Consider the following 23293-nt stretch of genomic DNA (forward strand, 5'->3'; position numbering starts at 1 on the left):
GATCGTTCTTCTTGCCTGCCCCTATGCGATATAGTCAAAACAGCATGGCAAGCCCGCAAACCCCTTCTAACGCCGCACGGAAACCCTCCGCGAATTCAGTCGCGGGTTCAGGCTTCGTCTATCTGCCGCTAATTGCCGGCTGGCTGGTGCCGGGCGCTGGGCATTTTCTGCTCGGCAAGTGGGGTCGCGGTGCGCTGCTGGCCGCTTCCGTGGTGGGCATGTTCGTCGCAGGGCTGGTAATGCAGGGCAAGCTTTTCTCAAATGTGCATGACATTCTGGATCTGCTGGGCCTGGTGGGCGACCTGGGCAACGGTCTGCTGTTTCTCGTGGGCAGGGTCGTGGGGCTTGGCGCCGACCAGGTGCAGATCACATCGCAGGACTGGGGTACGCGCTTTATTGAGGTGGCCGGCCTGCTAAATGTCATTGCCGCAGTGGACGCGCATAATATTCGCACCGGGAGAAAGGCAGCCTGATGCAGATCTCGCACTTTGGCGCGCTGGCGCTCTTCTCACTCTTCGCTTCTACGGTCTTCGGCATCACCATGCGCGACACGCCAAAGAAGATGCTGCGTTACGGCATCTACTGCTTTGCGCTCTTTGTCGGCTCGGGAATTGTGGTGAGCTGGCTGATGTACTTTATTGCCCACTAGGACAAGCCTGATCCCTAGCTCTTCTCCCACACGCCTGCGTCGAAGGTGTGCGCTACCTGATATCCCTCACGGCGGTAGAGATCGACGGCGGTCGAGTTGGCTTCGGTGACGGTGAGCGAGATCTCGCGGATGTCGTGCTTCAGGAAGCCCTGCGCGGCAACAGCCAGCAGCATCTTTCCAAGCCCGCGTCCGCGGTCCTGGGGTCGCACGCATAACTGGGTAATGTGGCCGCTGTGCGTGCTGACACGCGAGCCCAGCATGAGCGCCACCGGCTCGCGACCGCCATGCTCAAAGACCAGATGCGAGACGCTCGGTGAAAAAGTTCCACAGCCGGAGAAGCGGACAATGTTCTGCAGGAACCGGAGTGATCCGATGGGCGTACGGTACTGATCGTTGATATGGCTGTCAGGATGGCCGGCGTAGCACTCGCTGATGAGACGGCTGGCAGGCTGCATGTCATCGTCGCGCCAGGAGCGCATCTCGAAGCCAGTGGGCAGTTCGATCTGCGCCCACTGGTCAAATCCGTCCAGATTGCGGATCATGAAAAGCCGGCGGTAGAGATCGAAGCCTGCCGTGCGAAAGCCGGCCTCATGTCTTCCGGAGGGATGTACCAGCAACTGTGACTCGATGCGGTTGACGTGCGGAGAATGCTGCAGGGTTTCGAGCAAATGACGCAGCAGAGTCTCTTCAATTTCAAGCGGTGACTGGCCTGTAAAACTGCTAGCCGGCGGCTTCCAGTGTTCTATATCGGGATCGGCAAAGACATCGCCCACCACGGCTTTGGTGTCCTCATAGACGCAAAAGGCATAAGCTGCCACGCGCCCCGGGCCTGGTCCCGGCCCGCTGTCCACGGCGGCATAGCCGGGCAGCATACGGCTATCCAAATATTGCAGCAACAGTTTTGCGGAGGGGCGGTAATCCCAATGCAGGCGCGAAGTCCACACGCGCTCCTCGGCCTCCAGCAGCAGGCGCAGCGCGCGCCCCATAAAGTGCCGCAGATCGAGAACCTCGTAGGAAACCCCTGACGTCACGCGCACCGCCGCATATTGCATAGCCTTCCGGTTACTTTTACATGACTGGCGCGGGACTGCAAGATATTCCAAGGTTCTGACGGGGCAGAGATGCCCGGAATTTGTGAATTGAGGCGGATATGAGAGCAGGCCAAAGGGAACGAGAGGCCCTAGAAAAGATAAATGCCGCGGGGATGAAAGGTAGCTCTGATAGGGATACAAGTTGTTTATAATAAACAATTTATCGTCTAATACAGGAAACATATAATGTTTACTATTTAAATATATGAAACAGGTTACCAAAAAAATAAAAAAATTTACACATTTCCATGTAACCGATTGATTCTCAAAATGTTGCAGGTGGTTTTAGGTGCGCCCCAGTATGTTCGCCTTCTCTACGCTTTTTTGGGGTAGATATTCGCTTTAAGCCAGGATGCGAAGCTTCGAATACGGTGCAAATCCGGAGCCTTTTCTTCTGCTGATTATGAGTGTGGCATACGAGGGGGTAATTCTGTGCAAATTATCTGGGAGACAGGTTGATTACGAAAGGACAATGGACTTTGGTAACAGACAACGCTTGGGAAGGTGAGGGCGCCTGGTGGAAAGGTGATCACGGTCTGGAGAGAGGTAGTTCGGGGCCGGGGTTTGGCGTGGTAGTGGGCGTTTTTCCGGGCACTGCATCCAGGCGGGGGCTTTCAGCCTCGCCGACGAGGTAAACCTCCAGCCCCTGCTCGGGCCAGCTGAAGAGCGCTTCGTAGTGTCGGCCTTCGAGATATTGTTCGAGCGCGGCGGGGGTGTGCAGATCGGCTCCGTGGCTGCCGGTCACACGCGCTACCAGCAGGTGCTGTCCGGCGGGCACGCCGCTTTCCTCGTAGTTCGCTACTTCATGATTGCGATAAAAGCCGAGGCCGTATTCCATGTCGCGGCGCACCTGAAAGACGGCCACAGTCTCGCTCTCCGGCGCGTAGCCGGTCAGCTTTTCCGCCAGGGGGCGGGCGGAGTAGGTTCTGTCCAGCTCATGAATCACATGCTTAGTGCGCGCCCACGCGGGAATCACGACGAACGGACCGATACCGTAGAAGAAGAGCAACAGGACGACGAGCACGCATGAAGTGGCCAGTCGCAACCGCGCCACGCCAAAGCCATTGACCACGATGACGATGAGCAACGCAGCGCCGATGGCCGCCAGCAACGCGACGATGAGCGGCCGCGACGGGGGCATCTCCGCGCCATGCGCCACGAACCACGGCAGCAGCAGCCCGACGAAGGCGAGAAGACCGGTGAGTGCCGCATGTCCGGCCAGCACCCAGCGGTTCAGGCCCGGGCCGCGCCGGCGGAAGAGATAGTCGCCGGTGAGGATGGTGATGGGTGGGATCGAGGGAAGAACGTAGCCGGGCAGCTTGGACCTTGAGAGCGAGAAGAAGATGATCGGGATGATGGCCCAGAGGACCAGGAACTCAGGGAAGCCGTCACCGGGCCGCGAGACCTTCAATTTGGGATTTTTGGAGTGCCTGAGCCGCCATTCCGCTACGGAAGTCTGGACGCCATCGATAAAGGCCGGTACGGCTAAAACCGTCCATGGCATGGTGGCGAGGATGACGACCGGAATGTAATACCAGAAGGGCTGCATGTGCTGGTATTTATTGGTGGCAAAGCGCTGCAGGTTTTGCTCGAGGAAGAATTCGCGGAAGAAGGTAGGGTTTTGATGCTGCACGGCAATGAACCACGGCAGCACAATGGCGAAGTACAGTCCCACGCCGGGCCACCAAAGGGATTTCTTCAGGACGGACCACTCTTTGCGAAGGAATGCGAAGGCGACAAGGATGACCAGCGCCAGAAACGGCGCTACCGGTCCTTTGGCCAGCGTGGCTACGCCGGTGAAGAAATAGATATCGAAGAGCCAGAATTTGGATTTGGTCTCATACCAGGCGTACCAGCCCAGCAGGCCGATAGAGAGCGGTGCGGCCATCTGCATGTCCGTCGAGGCGCCGCGGGAGAAACCGATCACACCCGCGCAGGCCACGGTAATGAGCGCGGCATCGAGATGGCCACCGGCGCGGAAACGGCGCATATGCAGATAAATGAGCGCGGCCATGATGAAAGCGAAGCTCACCGATGGCAGGCGCGCGCTCCAGTCATGCACGCCGAAATCCTGGAAGACGAACATGGCGCGCCAATAATAGAGGGCTGGCTTCTCCAGCCACGGCTGGCCGTACAAAAAGGGCGTGACGCAGGCGCTGAGGCGCTCCTTAATGGTGTGCGCGGCGTCAAAACGCGACAGCATCTCATGGGCTACCTGCGCGTAGCGCGGCTCATCAGCACCCACGAGGCCCAGGCCGTCGCCGCCCAGCATGGGAGTGACGCCATAGATCAGGAAGAAGACTGTGAAGACAAGAAAAACCGCCGCTTCGCAGACTGTGGACCACGTCGGGAGCCGCTTGCGCAGCGGCTCGGGCTCCACAAGTTCATGCCCAACCGGATCGGAGGGGTTCTGGAACGCTTCCACGTTCAGTAAATCTCCAGAAGTGCGGGGTTCTACAACGGACAAAATCGAGAACATCCTTATTCACCACCTGGTTTTGCTACGCGTCATTACGCGGAGCGCAATCCAGCTGGCAGGTGTGCGGCAACCGGGGCGGGGGGAGCCTTCCGACGCCGCATCAGGGACAAGGCTAACATGCCCGCCCGGTTTCTCAAGCCCCGCTGTGCCCGGCTTTCTCATCTGCGATACGTAAGACGCCTAGAATCTGCTCGATAGCGCGATCCATGGGGCCGTCGAGTGTGACGCCCGCCGCATTTTCATGGCCGCCGCCGCCGAGGCCGACGGCAATGGCAGCCACGTCAAGGCGGCCCTTGCTGCGGAGGCTGAGCCGGATGCGCCCTTCGGGTAATTCGCGGAGAAAGGCCGCCGCATCCACGCCGGCAATGCCGACGGCATAGTTCACAATGCCTTCGCAGTCCTCTTCTGAGGCAGCGGCCCGCACCATGTCTTCATGCGTGACCCAAAGCCAGGCCAGCGGCCCCTCGCGGTGCAGGGTGCTCAGCGCCGCGCCCAGCAGGCGCAGTCTGGATTCGGCCGTGGAGAAGTAGATCTCACGCGCTATTGCAATGGGATCCGCGCCTGCGTGAGCCAGCTCCGCAGACAGCGCAAAGGTGGACTCCCGCACCGCACCGAAGATGAAGCCCCCGGTATCCGTAAGTATGGTGGTGTAGAGGCAGCGAGCCATCTCCGGCGTAACTGTGGCCCCGGCGGCTTTGACCAGCCTATGCACCATCTCGCCGACGCTTGTGGCGTCGCGGTCAATCCAGTTGAGATGCGCGAAATTACGGCCAGTGGAGTGGTGGTCGATATTGATGTGAAAGTACGGTTCGAGCCCACGAACCCGTGAGCGCTCAAGGCTGTCGCACTCCAGCAGAATGGCTGCGTCAAAAAGCCCGTGCACGCGCAGAAGATGCCGGATTTTGTCCGCACCGGGCAGGAAGCGGTAGATGGCGGGCACGCGGTCGGAGGCGACGAGATAGGCGCGCTTGCCCATCTGTTCTAAAAGCATTCCCATGGCCAGCATGGAACCGACAGCATCGCCGTCCGGCCGGGTGTGGGAGCAGACCAGGAATCGCTCGCCCTGCCGTAGCACGTCCAGAATGGCAGCAGCGGGATCCTGCGGAGTGGAACCAACAGGATATGCGGCGGGACTAAAGCCCTCCCGGGCCTCCTGTTCGGTTCCGGAAGCCTGCTTGTGTGCGGCGTCATCCATGCGCGCTTACTCCGCCTTAGCCTTCTGCCGCTTGCGGCCACGGGTCATCAGCTCGTCGATGCGCGCGGTAAGGCGCCCGGAGCGGTCGGCCAGGAATGTCAACTCCGGCACGTGGCGCTTGCCCATCCGCTCTTTGAGCTCGAAGCGAATGTGGCCCTTTGCAGCCTCAAGTCCCGCAACGGTCTCGATCTCCGCCTTGTCGATCTCCGGCGTGCCCTTGTCCAGCTCCACGTAGATGCGGGCCGATTTTCCTCCGGGATTGAGCACGACTTCGCTTATATGGCAGGAGGCGATGCGGGGGTCCGTCAGCTCACCGCCGATCATGGCGCCGATCTCCTCGCGCAGCGTTTCCGCTACGCGGTCCTGATGATGTTTTCTTCCCCTGTGCTCTGGCATCGGCGCAATCTCCTCATCCCGCATCCGGTGCGTCCGCCGTGGAGTGCACATGCCACCTGGTGCGAGGGTAAACCACTTAGCATAACAGGCAGTGCGCGGGATTTGCGTCGAGACAGAATGAAAGGTAATGGATAAGTTTGAACCCAAGATTCCGACTAACAGAAATTGAGGTCTTTGGGTTATGAGACGACGAAAACTCAGGTAAGTCATAGATAACAAAGGACACAAGTGGTAACCCATAGGCACAATCGGGAATGGCTCTAACTGGCACATTTGGAAAGGTTTAGAAACGAATAGGAACTTTCGGGAGTGGGTCAATGGGGACTTAACGGGGACTTAAAATTCCCGTGCCCAAATGGCGTTTAGGTCCCCATTGGGGACTTAAAGAATGCCAGAAGTCGGCCAATCTCAGGAATGTCCGTTCAGTTTTTGGCGTTGGGCCTATTTCCCAACGGTCCTACGCCCAAAGGCCCTTATCCCTGCCCAAAGGCCGTTTGTGACGACATAGTTGCTGTCGTCTTAGCCCGCGCGAGAGTCATCCCGCGCCCGGAGCCGCCATGGATTCACACCCCGATATAACTTGCGAACCGACGAGTCTATTGCTCGAACTCGCCAGTCTTCCACCCAAGCCTCCACGCTCAAAGCTCGAACCGTACCGCGAACTGATCCGGGAACTCCGCCGCAAGGGCCGGACGTATCGGGAGGTGGCCCGACTGTTTGAGGAGCGAGTCGGCTTCCACGTCGCTCCGAGCACCCTGCACTCCTTCGTCAAGGTCCGCGCCCGTCACCGGAAGCAAGTTCAGTTCGAGCTGCCACCAGTTGATGTCGTGCGCGAATCCGCGCCACCTTCAACCAGTCGCGTAGCGGCGTTCAAGGCAAAGCCCACAGTTCAGGAGGAGAAGCGGTCGCGCTTCGTCTTCCGCGAAAACGAACCTCTCACTCTCAGCTCTCAGGGAGGTGCTCAATGACGAATTCCAAGCGCGTAGTTTTCACGATGGGCGGCAAAGGCGGCGTCGGCAAGACGGGCGTCATGGTCGCTCTTGCCGAATGGTTTGAAGCGAACGAAATCCCCGTTACTCTGCTCGACCTCGACACAGAGAACAAAGCTCGTGGCTCACTCAAGCACTTCTTTAACGGCACGGTCACAAAGGTAAACATCCATACACCAGCCGGCCTCGACGCCTTTGTCGATCATCTCGACAGTGGCTCGGAGATCATCCTGGCCGATATGGGTGCTGGAGCTGGACAGGTGGCCGCCGATTGGTTCGAGTCGATGTACGAGGACGTGGCCGCAACGGGCGTCAGCTTCACGGCGGTCGGCGTGGTCACTCCTGATCCGGCCAGCGTGGAGAGTATTCTTGCCTGGGCAAACCGTCTTCAGGACCGTGTGGAGTACGTGGTTGTAGAGAATGCCACGAGCACTCTTTCCGACTTCACTTATTGGAGATCAACCGAACAGGCGAAGAAGTTCCGCGACGCTTTCTCCCCGATGGTCCTACAGATGGAGTTCCGGCTAGCGGAGTTGGAGAACCCCGTGCGTCAGCACGGCATCAAGCTCGGTGATGTGGCGGATCGCAAGTCGCCGGTGTCCGAGCTTAAGAGAGCGTCCCTCATTATGCGAGCGCAAAGCTATCGTCGCCGCCTCTTCTCCGAGTTCGACCGCACGAAGGAGGTCTTCCTGCCATGAGTACCTCACCGGCATTGCCACAACTGGATGAAGCGGAGGCGGGAGAGTCGACTTTGTTCGACTCTCTCGCCCGCCTTGTGCCGTCCGAACTGCAAACGGCCTATTACCGGGTCCTGGCACACACACAAACCCTCGGCCCGGATGACGAGATGCTCCGTATCCTCGAAGCAATGGGCATCCTGGCGCTGGTGACTCGGCATACCCCGAAAGACATAGCCGATGAGCGCGAGCGCATTCAGGAGATGTTGGATCTTCATCTTCAGTTCTCCGATGAATCTCAACAGAAAATGTTGGAATATGTCCATTTCATCGAAGGCCGTTTGGCTGAGCTGCCATCGGAGATTGAAGCGGGCCTCGATCCTCAGCAGATTGCCAAAATACTAGGCGAGAGCCTGCGTCAGCACTTCATGCAGTCGGGCGTACCGGATACTGTTGCCGGTCTGCAAGCCACAACGGCTGCAATGGGAAATGTCCAGAAGCAACTGAGCGGGGTTCTTCGTGAGCTGACGGACAGAGACGGTGGAGTCGCTGCTAAAGTCGAATCCGCAAATAGATCTCTCACTCAGTCCCTTGAACGACGAACGAGGACGCTCGATGAACTATTGCACGAATTCAAGACAGACTTACTCCGCATCTGGATTCCTTTAGCAACGGGCGGGGCGATGTTAATCGGAATGTTTGCGGGTATGGAGATACAGGGCTGTAGAGACTCGGGACCTCCTCCGTTGACTCAAGCATCACCCCTCGCCCCTTCTGTCCCGGCGTCACTTGAACAGCCCACAGTCAACACTTCCGGCCTACGCACACAAAGACGATCATCCAAGCGGGAGCAGCATGTCGATAGGTAATTTCCCATGCAAAGGCCCATTGGCCCACGTCGCAGTCAGAGCAACTGCGCTAGTAAACCCAGTTTTCGTGGCGAACCGGAAGCTGGTTCAAAAGTTGCCTATACAAACGCCAGTTGGGCATCATCCGGTCTAGTAATGCTGTGAAACGGTCATTGTGCGTCGGCTCGATAAGGTGAGCCAATTCGTGCACAACGATGTACTCCAGGCACTCAGGCGGCTTTTTTGCCAAATCCGTGTTGAACCTTACGCTCGCTGAGCTCGGGCTACAACTTCCCCATTTTGTCTTCATGCGACGTACGAATACCTTCTCCACGTTGACGTCCATAGCCCGCTCCCACTTCGATATCAGTGGTTGAACCGCTGCTCGGAGTTGAGTGCGGTACCAGTCTTCAAGCAGTTCACGTCTGCGCTCCGCGCTGGATGCTGGACGAATCTGAAGGACTATTTTTCGGTGGCGGATGTCTATTCGAGACGGACAGTCTGCCTCTACAACTTCCAGCAAGTAGCGTTTGCCCCAAAGATAGTGACTCTCGCGCTGCAAATATTCACGAGGTGTCTCTCGTTCCTGATTGATGATTTTCCCTTGCTGAATCCGAATCCATTGCAGTTTAGAGATCGCGAACAAGCGAATATTTTCACTGCTCATGCGCAGCGGGGCAGAGATGCGCACCTTGCCTTCGGGGGGATAAACGCTGAGGTGGACATTCTTGATGTCCTTTTTCACCACGTCTATCGCAAGAGAGCCGAGCTTCAGCGTAGTTCCCATCGAATCAGTATTCCTTCTGCTGCTTGATGATGAGAAACATTCGCTCCACTTCATCCACATCGTGAAGCTCTTCGAATAAGGCCTGCTTTATCGCTTGTTCGCGAGCTGGGACACCACGCCATGCATCTGGACGGACCCGCCTGATCGCATCGTCGATCTTCATGGCCAGCTCCTCGTTCTGATTCAAATTGCTATAAAGCGCTCGTCGTCCCGGCGTGTCGATATGTTCCGGTGTTTCCTCTCCGTGACCTGCTTCTACTCTCTTTGCAAGCTCGGCTATCCGCTTCAAGTACTCTTCATATTCAATCGCCTTGGCTTTTCTTGTAGCTATGATCTCGTCTAGCAGCGCTGACATGTTGCTAAAGTAGGCCGGGTCCGTAAGCTGCTCTTTGATGATCTTGCGCCGAACGTTGTTCTCGATTGTTTCCGCAATAGCATCCTTGTTGCCCTTCAACCCACCGAGCTGCGATGTTATGGCCTTGGCGATCCCCGTATTCACTATCAGGTCAAGAAGTCCCATGCCATCGAAAGGCGAAATCTTGCGGGGCTCATCCGCCTCGATATATGTGTCGATCAAGTGCCGCATATCCGCTTCATACGCCTTCACGTCCAAGCTCTCACCGCTTGCCAGTCGTATGGTCTCCCGTACATCCAAGTAGTGACCCACCTGCTGCTTGATACGGGAAACGTCGGCGCTGCTGTACCCGGCTGGTTCCATTTCATCAGCAATATTTGCATAAGCACGAACAAGAGACGCGGTCGCCTTATAGAGCGCGACACGCTGCGGTTCGCGTTCCTGCAAATCGGTCTCGATCTCTGTATTGCCGCAGAAGTAATGAATATGTTCAAGCTCTCCCTTTGGCGGCTGAACGGGTTCGCACAGAAGATCGAGCGCCTCCAGCGCACTGTCCAGGCGCTCTTTCCCTATCTTCAGGCGGTCTTTCAGCAGCACTTCCGGACTCGATTCCCCGGCGCCGGAATCGATCTCAGACGTGTAGACAGCGATCGCGTTCTCAACCCGCTTGAACAAGTCTTTGTAATCGACAATATAGCCGAAGTCCTTATCTTCGCCGTCCAAGCGGTTGGTGCGGCATATCGCCTGGAAGAGACCGTGGTCCTGCATAGACTTGTCGATATAGAGATAGGTACATGGGGGAGCATCGAAGCCCGTCAGCAGCTTATCCACCACGATCAGCAGCTTCATCTTCGCTGGTTCCTTGATGAACTGCTGTTTTGCCCGCTCCTCATACGTCTCCGTCGGAGACATTCCCGGTCGTGGATCGACGCCTTTCAGTAGCTCCATGTAGGTGCTGTAGATGAACTGCTTGTCCGTCTCCGTATTGGCACCGACTTCTTCCTTTGATATGTCCTTCGCCAGCGGATTGTAGGAAGTGACAACAGCGCATCGGTCACGAAAGACCGTCTTCTGGAACAGTGCAAAGTACTTCGCCGCCTCGTAGATGCTAGACGCAACAAGAATGGCATTCCCTCGTTCGCTCGAAAGCCTCGGCTTCACGCTGAAATCGAAGATGATGTCGCTGACGACGCGGTCCATCCTAGAGCGGGAACTCAACACCGCCTGCATCGTGCCCCACTTCTTCTTGAGCTCATCCTTCTGCCAATCGTTCAGGGCCTTCGTTTTTGCTTGAAACCACTGGTCAATCTTGTCTTCAGAACCAAGGCGCTGGTCGATGTCCCGTGCCTCATAGACCAGGTCGAGCACGACACCGTCGTCAACGGCCTCGTTGAACTTGTAGGTGTGAATGTAGCCGCCAAAGATTTCCATGCTGGTTGCCTTGTCCTTTACCAGCAAGGGCGTACCGGTAAAGCCGACGAAGACGGCATTTGGCATCATCGCCTTCATCACCCGATGCAGCTTGCCGCTTTGTGTGCGATGGCATTCGTCCACGAACACAAAGACTTCGCCCATCGTTACGCTAGGTTTGGCTTCCAGTTCTTTGATGTAGGCATCGAAATCGTCCACGTTCTTGCGACCGAACTTGTGCACGAGGGAGCAAAGCAATCTCGGCAGAGGCTGGCTGAGGTCATACATAAGTTCGCGTCCGCTGGATGATCGCTTGATCGTCTCCCCGGCCTCGGTGAAGACGCCTTCAATCTGCTTGTCCAGTTCATCGCGGTCGGTGATGATGGCCACGCGGGCGTTGGGATTGTTTTCCAGAATCCATTTCGCCAGAAGCACCATGACAATGCTTTTGCCGCTGCCTTGCGTATGCCAGATGATGCCGCCCTGGTGCTGAAGCACATGGTTCTGCGCAGCCGTGATGCCGACGTACTGATGCACTCGTGGAACTTTCTTAACGCCTCCATCGAAGAGCACGAAGTCGTGGATCAGTTCCAGCAGCCGCTTCTTGTTACACATCTTGAGCAGGTACTTGTCCAGCTTGAAACGGCTGTTGTCCTGCTCGTCTTCCTTCCACTTCAAAAAATACTTTTCCTGCGTGCCGATGGTTCCGTATTGCAGGCCCTCTGAGTCGCTCCCAGCAAATACGAGCTGCACGGTCGAGAAGAACCATGGATGAAACATGGGCTCTTGGTTCGAAAGAAGCTGGCGGATGCCGTCGCCAATGGAAACACGGCTGCACTTCAATTCAATGACGGCGATGGCGATGCCGTTCACATAAAGGACCAGGTCGGGCCGCCGTTCGTAGTTGCCCTTGAGGGTCACTTCTTCGGCGATGGCGAAGTCGTTCTCTTGTGGGTGCTCCCAGTCGATCAGCTTGACCTGATCGGTGACCTTGCCGGCATCCGTCTTTGCCTGCACTCCATAGCGCAGCAGGGAGTAAACGGCCTTATTGTTCTCGTAGAGGCTGCGATTGGGGTTGTCAGCCTCGGTGCGAAGCTTGTGGACAGCGATGGCGATTTGGGCAGACGTGTAGCCGCGATTCGCAAGGTTATCCGTCAGCAAGCCGGTTTCGATATTGCTGTTGCCGTCCCGATCGGTCCAGTCGCCCAGGCAGCGATAGCCCAGCTCTTCATGAAAGAGCGCGACAACTCGATCTTGTGTTGCGCGTTCCGGCTTGCCGATGTCGCTCATCTTTATTCCTCTTCAATGGGAAATAACTGGCCGCAGGACTGGATTGTTGTTGCGATGTTGTCATCGGAGAAGACCGCGCGATTGAGCTTGGCCTTCCATTCCGGGCTGTCTTGGATAATCTGTTTCACTGCGGAGAGCGTGGCTGCTTTGCCCGCACGGGAGAGGTCTTCGCAGGCCATGTCTACGGTCGTCAGCAATTCAAGTGCATCATTCTTTTGATAGCGAAACTGTTCGAGCCAGGTAAGGGCCTCTGCTCCATACCACTTTTCAAAATAACCTTCGGCCTGAGCGATGTTTTCATCCGCAATGAATCCTTCGCTCTTTCCATTAGAGAGAACCCGGACGTATCGGTTTTGAAGTGCGATCTTCTCTGCACCGCCGTATCTCGTGCGTGGATTGTAAGGGCCTGCGGCTTTCTTCATGAAACCAGCTGCCTCGTGCTCAACATGACGATGCAGCAAATAGGAGAACTTCGTGCGGCGGAATCGTCCGAACGGAAACTTCTCCGATCCGAATTTGGCGGACAACACTGCAATCACAACCGCTTCGTTGAAGTGCGTGTTGTGAGAGATGTCGGCTGCAGAATCACTTTCTTTCATGGGGAATGACAGAACTTGCGCTGACTGTCGAACCAATCGAATCCGTCCCGTGAGGAGTTCCTGCATCAGGCCCTGCTTGAGTTGGCAGGCCTTGAAGAGCTTTGCTTCCAGCGCTGCGATCTCTGTATCCATCTCCATTAGAATCGTGGCTATGGCCGCTTGCTCCCCGAGGGAGGGTAATAGGATAGGAACTTCACCGATTTGCCCCATATTGATTTTTTTAGGTGAGGCATTCATCAGAGATCTAGCTTCGATATCCATTACGAACTGGTCAGACTTGCTGTAGCAAAAGAGATAACGCGCGTCGACACTTTCATTTAGCTTCAGGAGCGCCAGGCTCACATATATGCTTGCATCTACCTCCCAATCGATGAGTTTTGTATCTCCAATCGAGCCTATGCGTGTGAGTAGGATGTCGCCCTTTTCCAACTTGCACCTCTTCGATAGGACGATATGGTCCGCGTAAGAGATAAATTTCGTATTTACAAAATCATCTGATGTCAAAGTTTCAACGCTATAAAACGGAACCCCCGAATCTACATAAGACGGCGTGAAATGCGTTCCATCGACGATTGACCGACAAACCTCCGCGAGTCGCGTCTTTGCCCATTTCGTGGTGAAGCCGGGGAGGCGCTTCCTGCCGTTGAGTAATAGTTGCATGGCGCCTTGTTTCATTTGGCGTTTCTTGACGAGAAGCTGTTCCAGCGATTCGATGAGCGCATCCGCATCGCTCAACGCGTCAGCGATATCACTCTGCTCGAATTTGTTGGTTGGAAAGCATATGGGGATATCGTCTAGCTTTCTTCGCTGAATGCCTATTGCTGTCGAGCCGCTGGAATTCTGAAACAATCGGCTTTGAAAATAGCTACCCCTCATAAAGTGTGCAAGGAAGTTTCGAAGCAGTATCTCCTTCGGCTTCAGCAGCAGTACGCGTTGGCTGAGGATGTATTCTTTCGAGTCCGGGACTTGTGCAATATTTCCAAGAGGTGCTTCCGTGGTGATCAGAACGTCTCCGAGCTCACAAGGGCCACGAGTCATCCACCGCCGGTACAGCTCATCGCTGCCAAAGTTGGCTTCCTTGGCAAGATCAATCCGCCCCATCTGGACATTGTTTGCAGATAGGGCAAGGATGTTTCCACCTCCCCATGAAAGGCCGAGCTTTCGAGGTGTGCGTCCGCGATAATCGATGTAGTGCTCCACAGCGGTTCCAAGAGCCATCACTGTCCAATTCTCCGGTATCACCCCCGCTTCAGTCTGCTTGTATCCCCGCTTCAGCTCCATTCGAATCCCATCCTTTCGAGATGGCGATTTACCTTTGTCTCCAGTTCGGCTACCCGATCGATCATCTGCGGCATGGGCATTTCATAACGCTCCGCCAGCTCCTTCACGCGCTGCGTGAGCGTCCGGCTAATGCGGTCCATCTCGCCGTGAACGACCTTGTCGAGCGCTGCAATCCACTTGTCTTCGACTACAAGCGTCTTGATCTCAATCTCGGTAAGCTTCGGATAACGCGCGTAGCAGGTGGCATCGAGCGTGGCCTCAGCCTCCTTCAGCTTCTTCATGGTTGTACTCTGCTCATCATCGAGCTTGATCCAGCGTGAGAGGAGCGCGGGTTCTTCCCCGGCGTCTTTGTCGCTTTTGATCTGTTTGAGCCGCGCCGTGATCGTGGCCCTCGTGACCTTACCCTCTTTTCCCTCCTCCGCTTCGGTGCGGGCATCGGCAAAGGCGTCTTCGTCGTTGATCTGCTGCTGCTCCAGCTCATCCAACGTAGCGCCGATACTCTCCACCCTGGCCATCAACTGCTCAATGTCTTTCTGGTCGCTGGCATAGTACCGGGCAACCAGAAGCTCCTTCGGAACGAGATCGCAGGCCCATCCCTTGTCGACCTGCTTACCCGGCTTACCGTCTTTGCCCTTCTTCGTCTCGATCACCCGATAAGTCTCAGCTTTCCATCCGTCAGCGGCGATCAGGTAGCAGTCGTCCTGCATCGTCTCATCCCAGAAGTCCATTAAGAGCTGGTAGACATCGTAGGCGTCGATGAGTAGCTGGTCCTCATAGTGATGGAGCAGCCTTTCGGCCAATTCTGTAATGACCTGTTTGGGATGGCAGTTGACCGCGAGTGCCTTGAGCTTCTTCTCGTTCTTGTCCCGCCACGCGGCAAAGTGTGCGTTCATCTGGTCGATGAACGCGGTGAACTCGGGATGCTCGTAGATTGTGGTCTTGATAGCCTGCTTCTCAACGCGTAGATCAACATACCCGGGTCTGTTGCGTTTGAACAGCGCTTTGCGCAGGCCGGGGCAGACGCTCCAGTAACGTTCAAGCGCGTTCACATCACGCTCGGGTATCCCGCCGCACAGATGGCCCTCAATGTCCTGAAGGTCTTCCTCCTGCTGGCTGTCGATGTAGCGGGGCAGATTGAGGTTGAAGTCATTCTTTTCAATCTCCTCGACAGAGACTATGCGGGAAAACCTGGGGACCTCCGCTCGCCGGTGAAAGACATCGACAATCTTGTGAATGTCCTGAGCGCGAAGACGATTCTTGGGTCCATCCTTCATGTAGCCTGCGCTGGCGTCGATGAGGAAGATTGCCTTGCGGGTATGGGCATCGTGCTTGTCGACGACAACGATGCAGGCAGGGATGCCGGTGCCGTAAAAGAGATTGGCAGGCAATCCAATGATGGCCTTGATGTATCCCTTACGAACGAGATTGCGGCGAATGTCACCCTCGGCGTTGCCCCGGAAGAGCACGCCGTGGGGCAGGATGCAAGCGCCCTTGCCAGTGCTCTTGAGCGAACGGACGATGTGCAACAGGTAGGCGTAGTCGCCTTGTTTACCGGGCGGGGTTCCGAACGGCTTGAAACGGTCGTACGGGTCGTTCTCCAGATTGACGCCTGTGCTCCAGCGCTTGTCAGAGAACGGCGGATTGGCGACAACGTAGTCGAAGGTCTTGAGGGTGTCTCCCTCAGTGAACTTGGGATCGGCGAGCGTATTGCCTGGCAGGATGAGCGCCGTGGGGTTGTTGTGCAAGTACATGTTCATGCGAGCCAACGCGCTGGTCGCCGCATCCTTCTCCTGCCCGTACAGGGTGGGCTTGGTTGTCGCCTCATCGGCCACTTTGAGCAAAAGCGATCCCGAGCCGCAGGTCGGGTCATACACCGTGGTGTCGGACGTAGTCCGAGCCGTGCGGATGCCGAGAATCTGCGCCATGATGCGACTGACTTCCGCCGGGGTATAGAACTGGCCTTTGCTCTTGCCGCTCTCCGTGGCGAAGTGACGCATCAGGTACTCATAGGCATCGCCGAGGATGTCGTCACCGTCGGCGCGATTCTTCGAAAAGTCTAGGGCCGGGTTCTCAAAGATTCCAATGAGATTGGTGAGCCGGTCCACCATCTCCTTGCCGCTGCCGAGTTTTGAAGCCTCGTTGAAGTCGGGGAAATCGGAGAGATTGTTGGCTTTCGCCAGCGGGGCGATGATCTTCTTGTTGATCTGGTCGCCGATGTCGGACTTGCCCTTGAGCGCGACCATGTCCTGAAAACTCGACCCCTCTGGAATGGTCACAGGGGCAAACCGGATGCCGGCGTACTTGTCGCTGACGTACTTAATGAAGAGCAGGACGAGGACGTAGTCCTTGTACTGGCTGGCATCCATGCTTCCGCGAAGCTCGTCGCAACTGGCCCAGAGCGAGCTGTATAGTTCAGATTTCTTGAGCGCCATTCCTGAGGTTCCCGATGAGTTCTGCCCGAAACACGGTGGTGGCAGGGTTTAACTGCAGAACTGCCATCACACAGCCGGGAGATGCCATTATCTCTTATCGGATCAAGCCGATGCGTGCCTGCTCCGATGTGCGAGGCGATTCCGAGCCAATCCGCGTAGTTGGGCCTTCTGGTGTGGGTAAGTGGATGCGAATGGCCCGTTGTCAAGGATTCTCCAGCGACGTAGCAGATCCATCCCCCGTTCCACTGGCTGACCTATGGCCAAACGTGGCGGGAGTATAGCCCATCATCACCTGGGTGGCGACGATGGCGGCGAGGGAAGCCGGGGCCTGCGCTTCGGACTAGAGCGCCCAAACGTGCCGCAAAATTCTATGACTAGGACAACTGACAGAGTTCAACACGGATTCACATACGCGCAGGAGGATACTTCCAGATATTTTCCTTCTCTTCTTTTTTAGGAACGATCTTCGCCGTGGTCTTGCGCGCGAGATATGCGGCGATGTCCTCAATCTCCAGAAAGGCGATAGAGGCTTGTGGCTGGCCGTGTAAATGAAAGACTTGACGTTTGTAGGCCAGTCGGTAGGGGATGTACGCGTTACTGCCCCCAAAGGTACCGTTGTTGCTCACAATCACGAGTTGGAACATATGGTAGTGCAACGCGGACGCCATCTGATCGAACGTATTTACATCCTGATTCAGTGCGGGGATGGCTAAGACGTCGGACACATTTTTCAAGTCCGCTGCCAGGCCAATGTCCGTCGCGTCGTAACATACGGACGCAGTCAACCACAGGGGCCTTTCCTGAGTAGGAGACCAGTCATATCCCATCAGCCACTGACAAGGACGGTGTCCACGCAACACGGGTGTCACAGCGTTTAATCGCTGCTCTTCGGCAGAGAGATGTTGTTTTCCCTGCCGCCTGGTCAGAATTCGCATACCCGCACTCGGAGACAATGATGGATAAATCCAGTGGGCCGAGTTCACTAACAACCCGCCTCCTGGAGGTTGTTGGTAGGTGATTCCTGCAAGAATGATCGTTCGGTGTTTCCGAGCAAACGGTACGAGATGAGTTTGGATGTCTCTGGGATGAACCGCAAGCTCCGGGAGAATTAGCCAGTCCAGCCGCCCCTCTCCTCCCTTATGGGTTTGCCGAAGGTCAAGCATCCGTTCGATGGCCGCTAAGGCAGCGGATAAATGAGCCCGATGTCGAACGCGCATGGCGGGAGCAGAGAGCGTCAGATCGGTTGCGCTGAAGTCGCCCGATGTTGGGATGACGGTTTGCATGACACAGGCTCGGAGAGGCCGCACGTCCTCGCTCCGAATCGGCCGAGGCATAAGAACTGGCAAAATCATGCAGCCGGTTGCCTGCCCCTGGATCGACAGGAGTTCTTTCAAACGATCTTCTATGGCTACACGCGCTTGCTTCGCTCCGTCTAGATTCCAGCCTGCAAGCGCCCAGTCGCCAGAGCCCGGAACGCGTAACAAAGCCGTCAAGAATCCTTCGATCCAATCAGAGACAGCCAACCAATCGTCCTCAAACGCGGAGTGCTCGTTATAGAGGCCGTATAAGCGTTCATACCAATGGCTGTACGGGACGCGATATCCTTCCGCATGGTCCCGCCAGCTCGCTTTCCTTCCGACCTTCGCAAAGTCAGGTTCTCCGGCCAAGATGAATCGAAGAAGGTATCCGAGTTGAAATCTCCAACGGTCCCGGTCAGCGCTCCATGGAGGTGGCGCATAGATAGATTCCCCCTGCTGCCCCTGTCCTTCAGTGACGCGAAGCTTGAGAGGCGTCTTGCAATTCGTCCAATCCTCTCGCCTTTCAAGAAAGACCTGATCCGGGGTGATGGCCGTGACAATCGCCTTCGGAGACAACAGAGCAAGGAATGCGGAGGAGAATTCGAGCAGGAAGAGCTCGTTTCTCACGGATGGCCTCAATGCCGCGTCCAGAACCAGATCACTCAGGCAAATCCAATCCGTTTCGCTGACTCTTTCACTCACACAAAGATCCTGCTGCAGCCGACGGCTCATTAGGTCACGCAGGTCAGGTCTAGATTCCAGGATCTCCACCGCAAATGCCGGATCGCGAGAGGCTATCTGTTCGAGGCTTGCTCCGCCAAGTCCAGCGACAGCAAGAGCACCAGCCGGATCACGGTGCAGGAAGGATCTTCTCGTCAAAATCGCAAGTGTGGCGAACTGATCAGGATTCTGCTCGGTGGATTTCCCGTTCAAATACCTGAGGAGGTCTTCGTAGATGGTCGAAGTTTCGTCTAATTCTTCTTGTATGGCCGATGGCTCGAAGACGGCCAGGAACAGGAGGATTTGTTGTTTCAGGTACCACGGAAGAAGCGAGGCTGGTCGCGTCATGAGGTCGATCGCTTCATGGACCAGTAGCTTCCGATAGGCAATCAAGTCAACGCTGTCGGGGAGCATCTCTTCATCTTCGACGATGCCAGTCTCGGTGGCCGCAGCGCGGAATAGTTCCGCAAGACAGTAAAAAGCGATCCACCGATTTGGGCGGCTACGGCGAACGTTCTCGGTGTATGGCAAGAGCCGAGCGAGCACGAGAGTCAGGAAATCGACGGATGGCCAAACATCTAGACCGATTCGAAGAAGCCGAACATTCGACGGGTCTTCCATCCAGCTCTCAATGAGACCCATAGCGAAGACCCGAGCTTCTTCATCGAGTTCACTTTGCGTTCGAACCATGCCTCGATGTGTGTCCACCTCTTCCGAAGGAGTTTCTCGGAGATCGTCTGGCTGGCGGAGTTTTGTCAGGAGCGGCCTGATTGATCGATACGTCGTTCTAAAACGACCTGCTGCAAATCTCGCTACGGTCGCGTCCTTCGTATCTGGGACGGGTGCGAGCGAGCTTGAACTGGCTGCACGCCCTTCTTGCGAAAACCTCTGTTGTGATCGAATGAGGCCCTCGATAGCATCGAGGATTTCCTCTCCCGCAATCACGTCGAAGCCCCCAGAAATGGCAGTCTGTACTCTGGCCATTCTTCTGCTCTGCAGAATGATCGGCCTGTCATCGTCCCCGAACGCAGCTGCACGCGTCTTTGAGGCCGATATCTGCAGGCCAATCGCCTCAAGGTTGAGACAACTCTGAAGCCAGCCTGATGCAATGGCTTCCACTTCCTGCGTGGGAAGGCTCGAAGGAACCTTGAGGACGACACGGAAATCGTCCACGTAGCGACAGATATCGTGCAACACGATGCCGGGTCGAATTTCTGTACGTAGTTGATCTCGTACTCGAACATCAAAATCAAGTAGCACGATGTTTGAAAAGAAACCCGCAGCAACGAGGCCCTGCGGAAGTGCGATCCGACTGAAGTCGCGAATGCTTGCTGCTTTGGCATACATCTTTGCCCCTGAAGCAGCGTCTCCTGCAAGCCATTTCCAGTCGAAAATCTTGCTGGCCAACGCAAAGAATTGCTTCTCTTCAGGGCCGGCCTGAAGACGACCGAGTTTCTCGCGAAGGAGGTGGGGTGTGACACGATCAAAAAATTGGCTCAAGTCGGACTGGACGATCACCGTCTTGGATTCACCCTCACTCGCGACTTCCTGTGCCACAACTTCAGGACGGCGAAGAAAGGATTGATAGTCCTGAAAATATTGCCGGTAGAGCTTTTTGGACGCCCAGCGATGGTGGAGGCGGTCGCCACTTCTCGAACAATACAGCCGGTTCCCATAGGACTGTACAGTCTGCCTTTGGAGAAGGTCGGTTAGATCAATACGCGGATCGCCCTGCGCGGTCTCAACCCGGTCTGCGAGACACAACATCATCGCCGTTGCTGCGACCTGATCTCGGAGACTTATATGCGCAAGAGGCCTGATCTGTGCGGCCAAACTTTCCCGATGAACCGGCTGCCAGAGTTTGGATTTCGGAGAGACATGCCAACTCTTGCTTTTCGGCGCTGGAACTAGCTTTATGGGATCACTCCTCCATGCGTCAGGATTTCGCAGATCGTCCGCCAGCTTTGCTAGAAAATCGGGGAGGTTGGTTGCGACTCGATCCAGCTCCAACGTATCGGAGTACCAATTGTGATAGCGAATATAGGTGGCGGTCTTTCTCCAGGCTTGAACGAGGACGAACTCCTCGGAGACTTGGCCGATTTGAGGCTGCAAGAAATCTATGGGCATGAGTTGAGACCTACCGCTCGGCAAGGATGGTCGAATGTGTTCGTTGATATCCGCCCTTTATATCAGATCGGCTAGGGCCAAAAGGGGATCGCCAGTCAGGGTTCTGTGAGGCGTTGGCCATATGGATCAACTCTTCTTCCACGCTTCTCTGGAGCAAAAAGGCTTCCGCTGATTCTCTCGAAGTCAATTGGCGATTCCCCATGTCAGTTTGCGAAAACAGGCCAATGCGCTCAGTGGGAGCCTTGCAGATATAAGCCAAAGTATCAGGCCTGCTAACGGCGCTTGTTCGAAGCGATGGCACACCTGATCGGTTGGCATAGCTCCGCTTAATAAGTTTCCTTTGAACGCCTTCTGGAGACAAGGGCGTTCTTCCGTCCTAATGAGAAAACGTTCGCCTAACGGTTTCTTCGGACACATCTCAAACGGGCCTCGAACATCCTTGAACCGCGTTCGAGCCTGTTCGGTAACTGTTCGTGTTTTGATTTTGTAACGGCACTCCTAAGCCGACAGGCTTAGGGATGGTGTCTCTCTCTACTTCCTTCCTTCTGCTTTTCGCTTGAGCCATTCCGCCACTGCGCAGAATCGGACACGCTACGCATCTCGCCAGCGTAAGCCTCGTTTCCGGCTACGGCGACCGTCGCAACGCACCCTGTATCCAAAGGGGAAGAAGGGATGCGTGATTCTGCAGTCGATGGATAGCCCTTTCAGGAACTTTTTCGGTGAGCTGGCGGAGAACGTTGCCTACCTCGGTGGGGCCAGCCCACACCAGCGCCCGTAGCAGCTCTCCCTCGGGCTCATTCCAGAGGACAAGTTGCCAGTCGGGAACATGCTGAAGGTAAATCACCAGTTTGCCCATCTTGTACGAACGAGTTCTACCGGAAGTCCAAAAGACCATGTGCATCGGAACTTGAGTGGTCAAGCCAAGTCCGTTGGCGCAAGTCGCCCCAAAGGGCGCGATAGCTTTTCCTGATTGGTTGGCAAGCTGTTCGATGAAAAGGTGGACTCCGGGTCCATGGCGGCCAAATCGACTGATAACGGTGGCTACATAGACTCCGCGAGAAACTCTAAAGACTTCGCCGCATTTTGCTAAGGCGCAGAGCGTCCGAGATATATTTTCTCTATCTGCGAGATGGAGGAATGCCGCTGCCGTCACGGATGTCCCTTCGGGCATCTTCGCGAACTCCGCAATGATCGCTTTGGTTAGTTCTTGCATACCAGCGGAAGTATAAAGATGCGGTCGGTTCTGGTGACAGTCTGGGTCGATGTTTAGCCCGTCGGGTGGGCGGATTTAGGCGCTCTCGCTCCTCTGAGAGCGACCTTCAGGGCGGGAAGACAGGCGCTTAGCGTAAGAGAGAGGCAGGGAATGTCTACGAGGCCTCTACGGCACCCGAGAGGACACCCAATTACACCCGTTTGATTCGCATCCTTAGAGGTAAAGCGGGCGGCGGAAGCCGCCCGCCGATTTTTCTTTAGCTTGCTTCCGCTAGTCGAGGGGCATCAGAGAGAGCAGTGTCGGCCTTGATCTCAAGAGCAGACAGGATCACGGCAGAAGTCTTCTGGATAACTTCGAGGCTTTCGGTGAGAAGTGCAGCATTGCCGTGATACAGGTGGATGTAGTCGGCGGATGCCCTGCCTGTGGTGAGACCAATGGTCTTGCCCACAACAAATGCGATGGCCTCGGCCTCAGTTTCTCGAACGGTCTTGGTTGTCGCAGTGTGCCGCTCAGCCTTATGAAGCATTTCGTGTGAGAGTTCGTGAACAAGCGTGCTGAACTCCTCGGCTTCGCCCTGTCCAGGAAGGATGGCAATCCTGCCGCCGTAGCTCATCCCCAAAGCAGGGGCAATGCTCTCCTTGAACTCAAGCTGGATGTCCTGGGCGATGATGAAATCAATCAACCGCTCCCGGTATTCTCCAACGGTGCCCGTGACGCGCTCGGAAAGTGCGGGAAGCTCTTTCCCTTCGGTCTGCGAAACATCAAAGACGTAGGCCGAGCGAAACCCGACCAATACAGCTTGGTTCTGAGTGCGGATGTCTTTCTCGGCTTCGGCATCCTTCTTTCGCCGAACTCCGATCACAGGAGCAAGGATGCGGATTCCGCGCTCTCCCTTCCTGACCTTCCGGCCAAGCTGGTTCCATGCGTAGAGTCCAGTAACACGGGTTGCGTCCGGCTTCTGCCGCGCAATCTCAAGGATGTTGCCAAAGCTGTAATTGTGAAAACGTCCCATCGCTGTAAGGTATGCGGTGAGTCCGTCTGAGTGGCCCTGTTCCAACTGCTCGATAAGGGCTAGGACGTTGGCCGCTACAGCCTCTTTCGCCGTCTGTTGCTTTGGCTGCGGCTGTTTGAGGTTCTGGGTGAATGGGGTGACAGTGGATGCGGTGGTGATAGCTGCGGTGTTCATGGGTGTTTCCTCCTTGCGGTTGCCGTTGCTTTTCATGCCATGCGTGGCATGTACCTACATGCCGAACGCCTCCTGGCGAAGGCGGGGCGGCAAGGCGCAAGGGAGGGGTATCGCCCACCCGATGGGCGAGCGTAGCGAGTGATTTTTACGCAGGGAAAATTATGGGGATACCCTTGCGCCGCGCCAGGGCAGCGCCCTCAGTAGGTACCGAGGACATGGTTTACACGAAAGACCGGAGACATCGTTTACAGATACGGAGGTCTGAGGGCTC

General features: G+C 56.0%; 16 protein-coding genes. 5 read left to right on the plus strand and 11 right to left on the minus strand.

All coding sequences use genetic code 11. The features are described from left to right. The first annotated feature begins 44 nt into the window (after positions 1–44). Together VO84_RS11430 and VO84_RS22835 are read left to right on the plus strand one after the other, a co-directional pair. Entirely contained in the window at positions 45–473 is a 429-nt protein-coding gene (locus VO84_RS11430) for a DUF6677 family protein (RefSeq protein WP_157439838.1), read from the plus strand. Continuing rightward, complete coding sequence (locus VO84_RS22835) at positions 473–649, plus strand: hypothetical protein (RefSeq protein WP_197413994.1); 177 nt, start codon at positions 473–475, stop codon at positions 647–649. The genes VO84_RS11430 and VO84_RS22835 overlap by 1 nt, the downstream gene beginning before the upstream one ends. Before the next feature lie 14 nt (positions 650–663). Here the strand turns inward: VO84_RS22835 and VO84_RS11435 are convergent, their stop codons facing one another. The 4 genes from VO84_RS11435 to rbfA all read right to left on the minus strand — a co-directional run bounded on the left by VO84_RS11435 (position 664) and on the right by rbfA (position 5810). Next, the gene (locus VO84_RS11435) at positions 664–1701 is read right to left on the minus strand and encodes a GNAT family N-acetyltransferase (protein WP_058187734.1); all 1038 of its coding nucleotides are present in this window, start codon (positions 1699–1701) and stop codon (positions 664–666) included. A 568-nt stretch (positions 1702–2269) separates the two neighbouring features. After that, positions 2270–4165: an ArnT family glycosyltransferase gene (locus VO84_RS11440; RefSeq protein WP_058187735.1), complete on the minus strand. Its 1896-nt coding sequence runs from the start codon at positions 4163–4165 to the stop codon at positions 2270–2272. Between the two features lie 187 nt (positions 4166–4352). Beyond that, positions 4353–5414 carry a DHH family phosphoesterase gene (locus VO84_RS11445; RefSeq protein ID WP_082661907.1) on the minus strand — a complete coding sequence of 354 codons (1062 nt, stop codon included), beginning with the start codon at positions 5412–5414 and terminating at the stop codon, positions 4353–4355. A 6-nt stretch (positions 5415–5420) separates the two neighbouring features. Further along, on the minus strand, positions 5421–5810 hold the full coding sequence (gene rbfA, locus VO84_RS11450) for a 30S ribosome-binding factor RbfA (protein ID WP_058188732.1): 390 nt from the start codon (positions 5808–5810) through the stop codon (positions 5421–5423). Positions 5811–6367: 557 nt separating this feature from the next. Between rbfA and VO84_RS11455 the strand changes: the two genes are divergently transcribed. From VO84_RS11455 to VO84_RS11465, 3 genes are read left to right on the plus strand one after another with little or no spacing between them, the layout of a single operon-like run. Next, positions 6368–6778 carry a hypothetical protein gene (locus VO84_RS11455; protein WP_157439839.1) on the plus strand — a complete coding sequence of 137 codons (411 nt, stop codon included), beginning with the start codon at positions 6368–6370 and terminating at the stop codon, positions 6776–6778. Continuing rightward, positions 6775–7497, plus strand: coding sequence for a nucleotide-binding protein (locus tag VO84_RS11460; protein WP_058187737.1), 723 nt, complete (start codon positions 6775–6777; stop codon positions 7495–7497). Before VO84_RS11455 ends, VO84_RS11460 begins: the two co-directional genes overlap by 4 nt. Beyond that, on the plus strand, positions 7494–8345 hold the full coding sequence (locus tag VO84_RS11465) for a hypothetical protein (protein WP_058187738.1): 852 nt from the start codon (positions 7494–7496) through the stop codon (positions 8343–8345). The genes VO84_RS11460 and VO84_RS11465 overlap by 4 nt, the downstream gene beginning before the upstream one ends. Before the next feature lie 49 nt (positions 8346–8394). On the opposite strand, the gene VO84_RS11470 is transcribed toward VO84_RS11465, so the two are convergent. The 7 genes from VO84_RS11470 to VO84_RS11500 form a co-directional block, all read right to left on the minus strand. Continuing rightward, positions 8395–9111 (minus strand): M48 family metallopeptidase, encoded by a 717-nt coding sequence (locus tag VO84_RS11470; protein ID WP_058187739.1) that lies wholly within the window; start codon positions 9109–9111, stop codon positions 8395–8397. 4 nt (positions 9112–9115) lie between these two features. Then, positions 9116–12166 (minus strand): type I restriction endonuclease subunit R, encoded by a 3051-nt coding sequence (locus VO84_RS11475; RefSeq protein WP_058187740.1) that lies wholly within the window; start codon positions 12164–12166, stop codon positions 9116–9118. Positions 12167–12168: 2 nt separating this feature from the next. Next, on the minus strand, positions 12169–14046 hold the full coding sequence (locus VO84_RS11480; RefSeq protein WP_058187741.1) for a restriction endonuclease subunit S: 1878 nt from the start codon (positions 14044–14046) through the stop codon (positions 12169–12171). Then, complete coding sequence (locus VO84_RS11485) at positions 14037–16478, minus strand: type I restriction-modification system subunit M (protein WP_058187742.1); 2442 nt, start codon at positions 16476–16478, stop codon at positions 14037–14039. Before VO84_RS11485 ends, VO84_RS11480 begins: the two co-directional genes overlap by 10 nt. 404 nt (positions 16479–16882) lie before the next feature. Continuing rightward, a complete protein-coding gene (locus VO84_RS11490; protein ID WP_058187743.1) occupies positions 16883–20623 on the minus strand; it encodes an RNA-directed DNA polymerase in 3741 nt (1246 codons plus the stop codon). A gap of 625 nt (positions 20624–21248) precedes the next feature. Next, entirely contained in the window at positions 21249–21836 is a 588-nt protein-coding gene (locus VO84_RS22840) for a DUF6088 family protein (RefSeq protein WP_058187744.1), read from the minus strand. Positions 21837–22092: 256 nt separating this feature from the next. After that, complete coding sequence (locus VO84_RS11500) at positions 22093–23022, minus strand: ArdC family protein (protein ID WP_058188733.1); 930 nt, start codon at positions 23020–23022, stop codon at positions 22093–22095. Positions 23023–23293: the final 271 nt, after the last annotated feature.

The organism is Occallatibacter gabretensis (assembly GCF_001449115.1).
In the GTDB taxonomy this organism is placed as follows: domain Bacteria; phylum Acidobacteriota; class Terriglobia; order Terriglobales; family Acidobacteriaceae; genus Telmatobacter; species Telmatobacter gabretensis.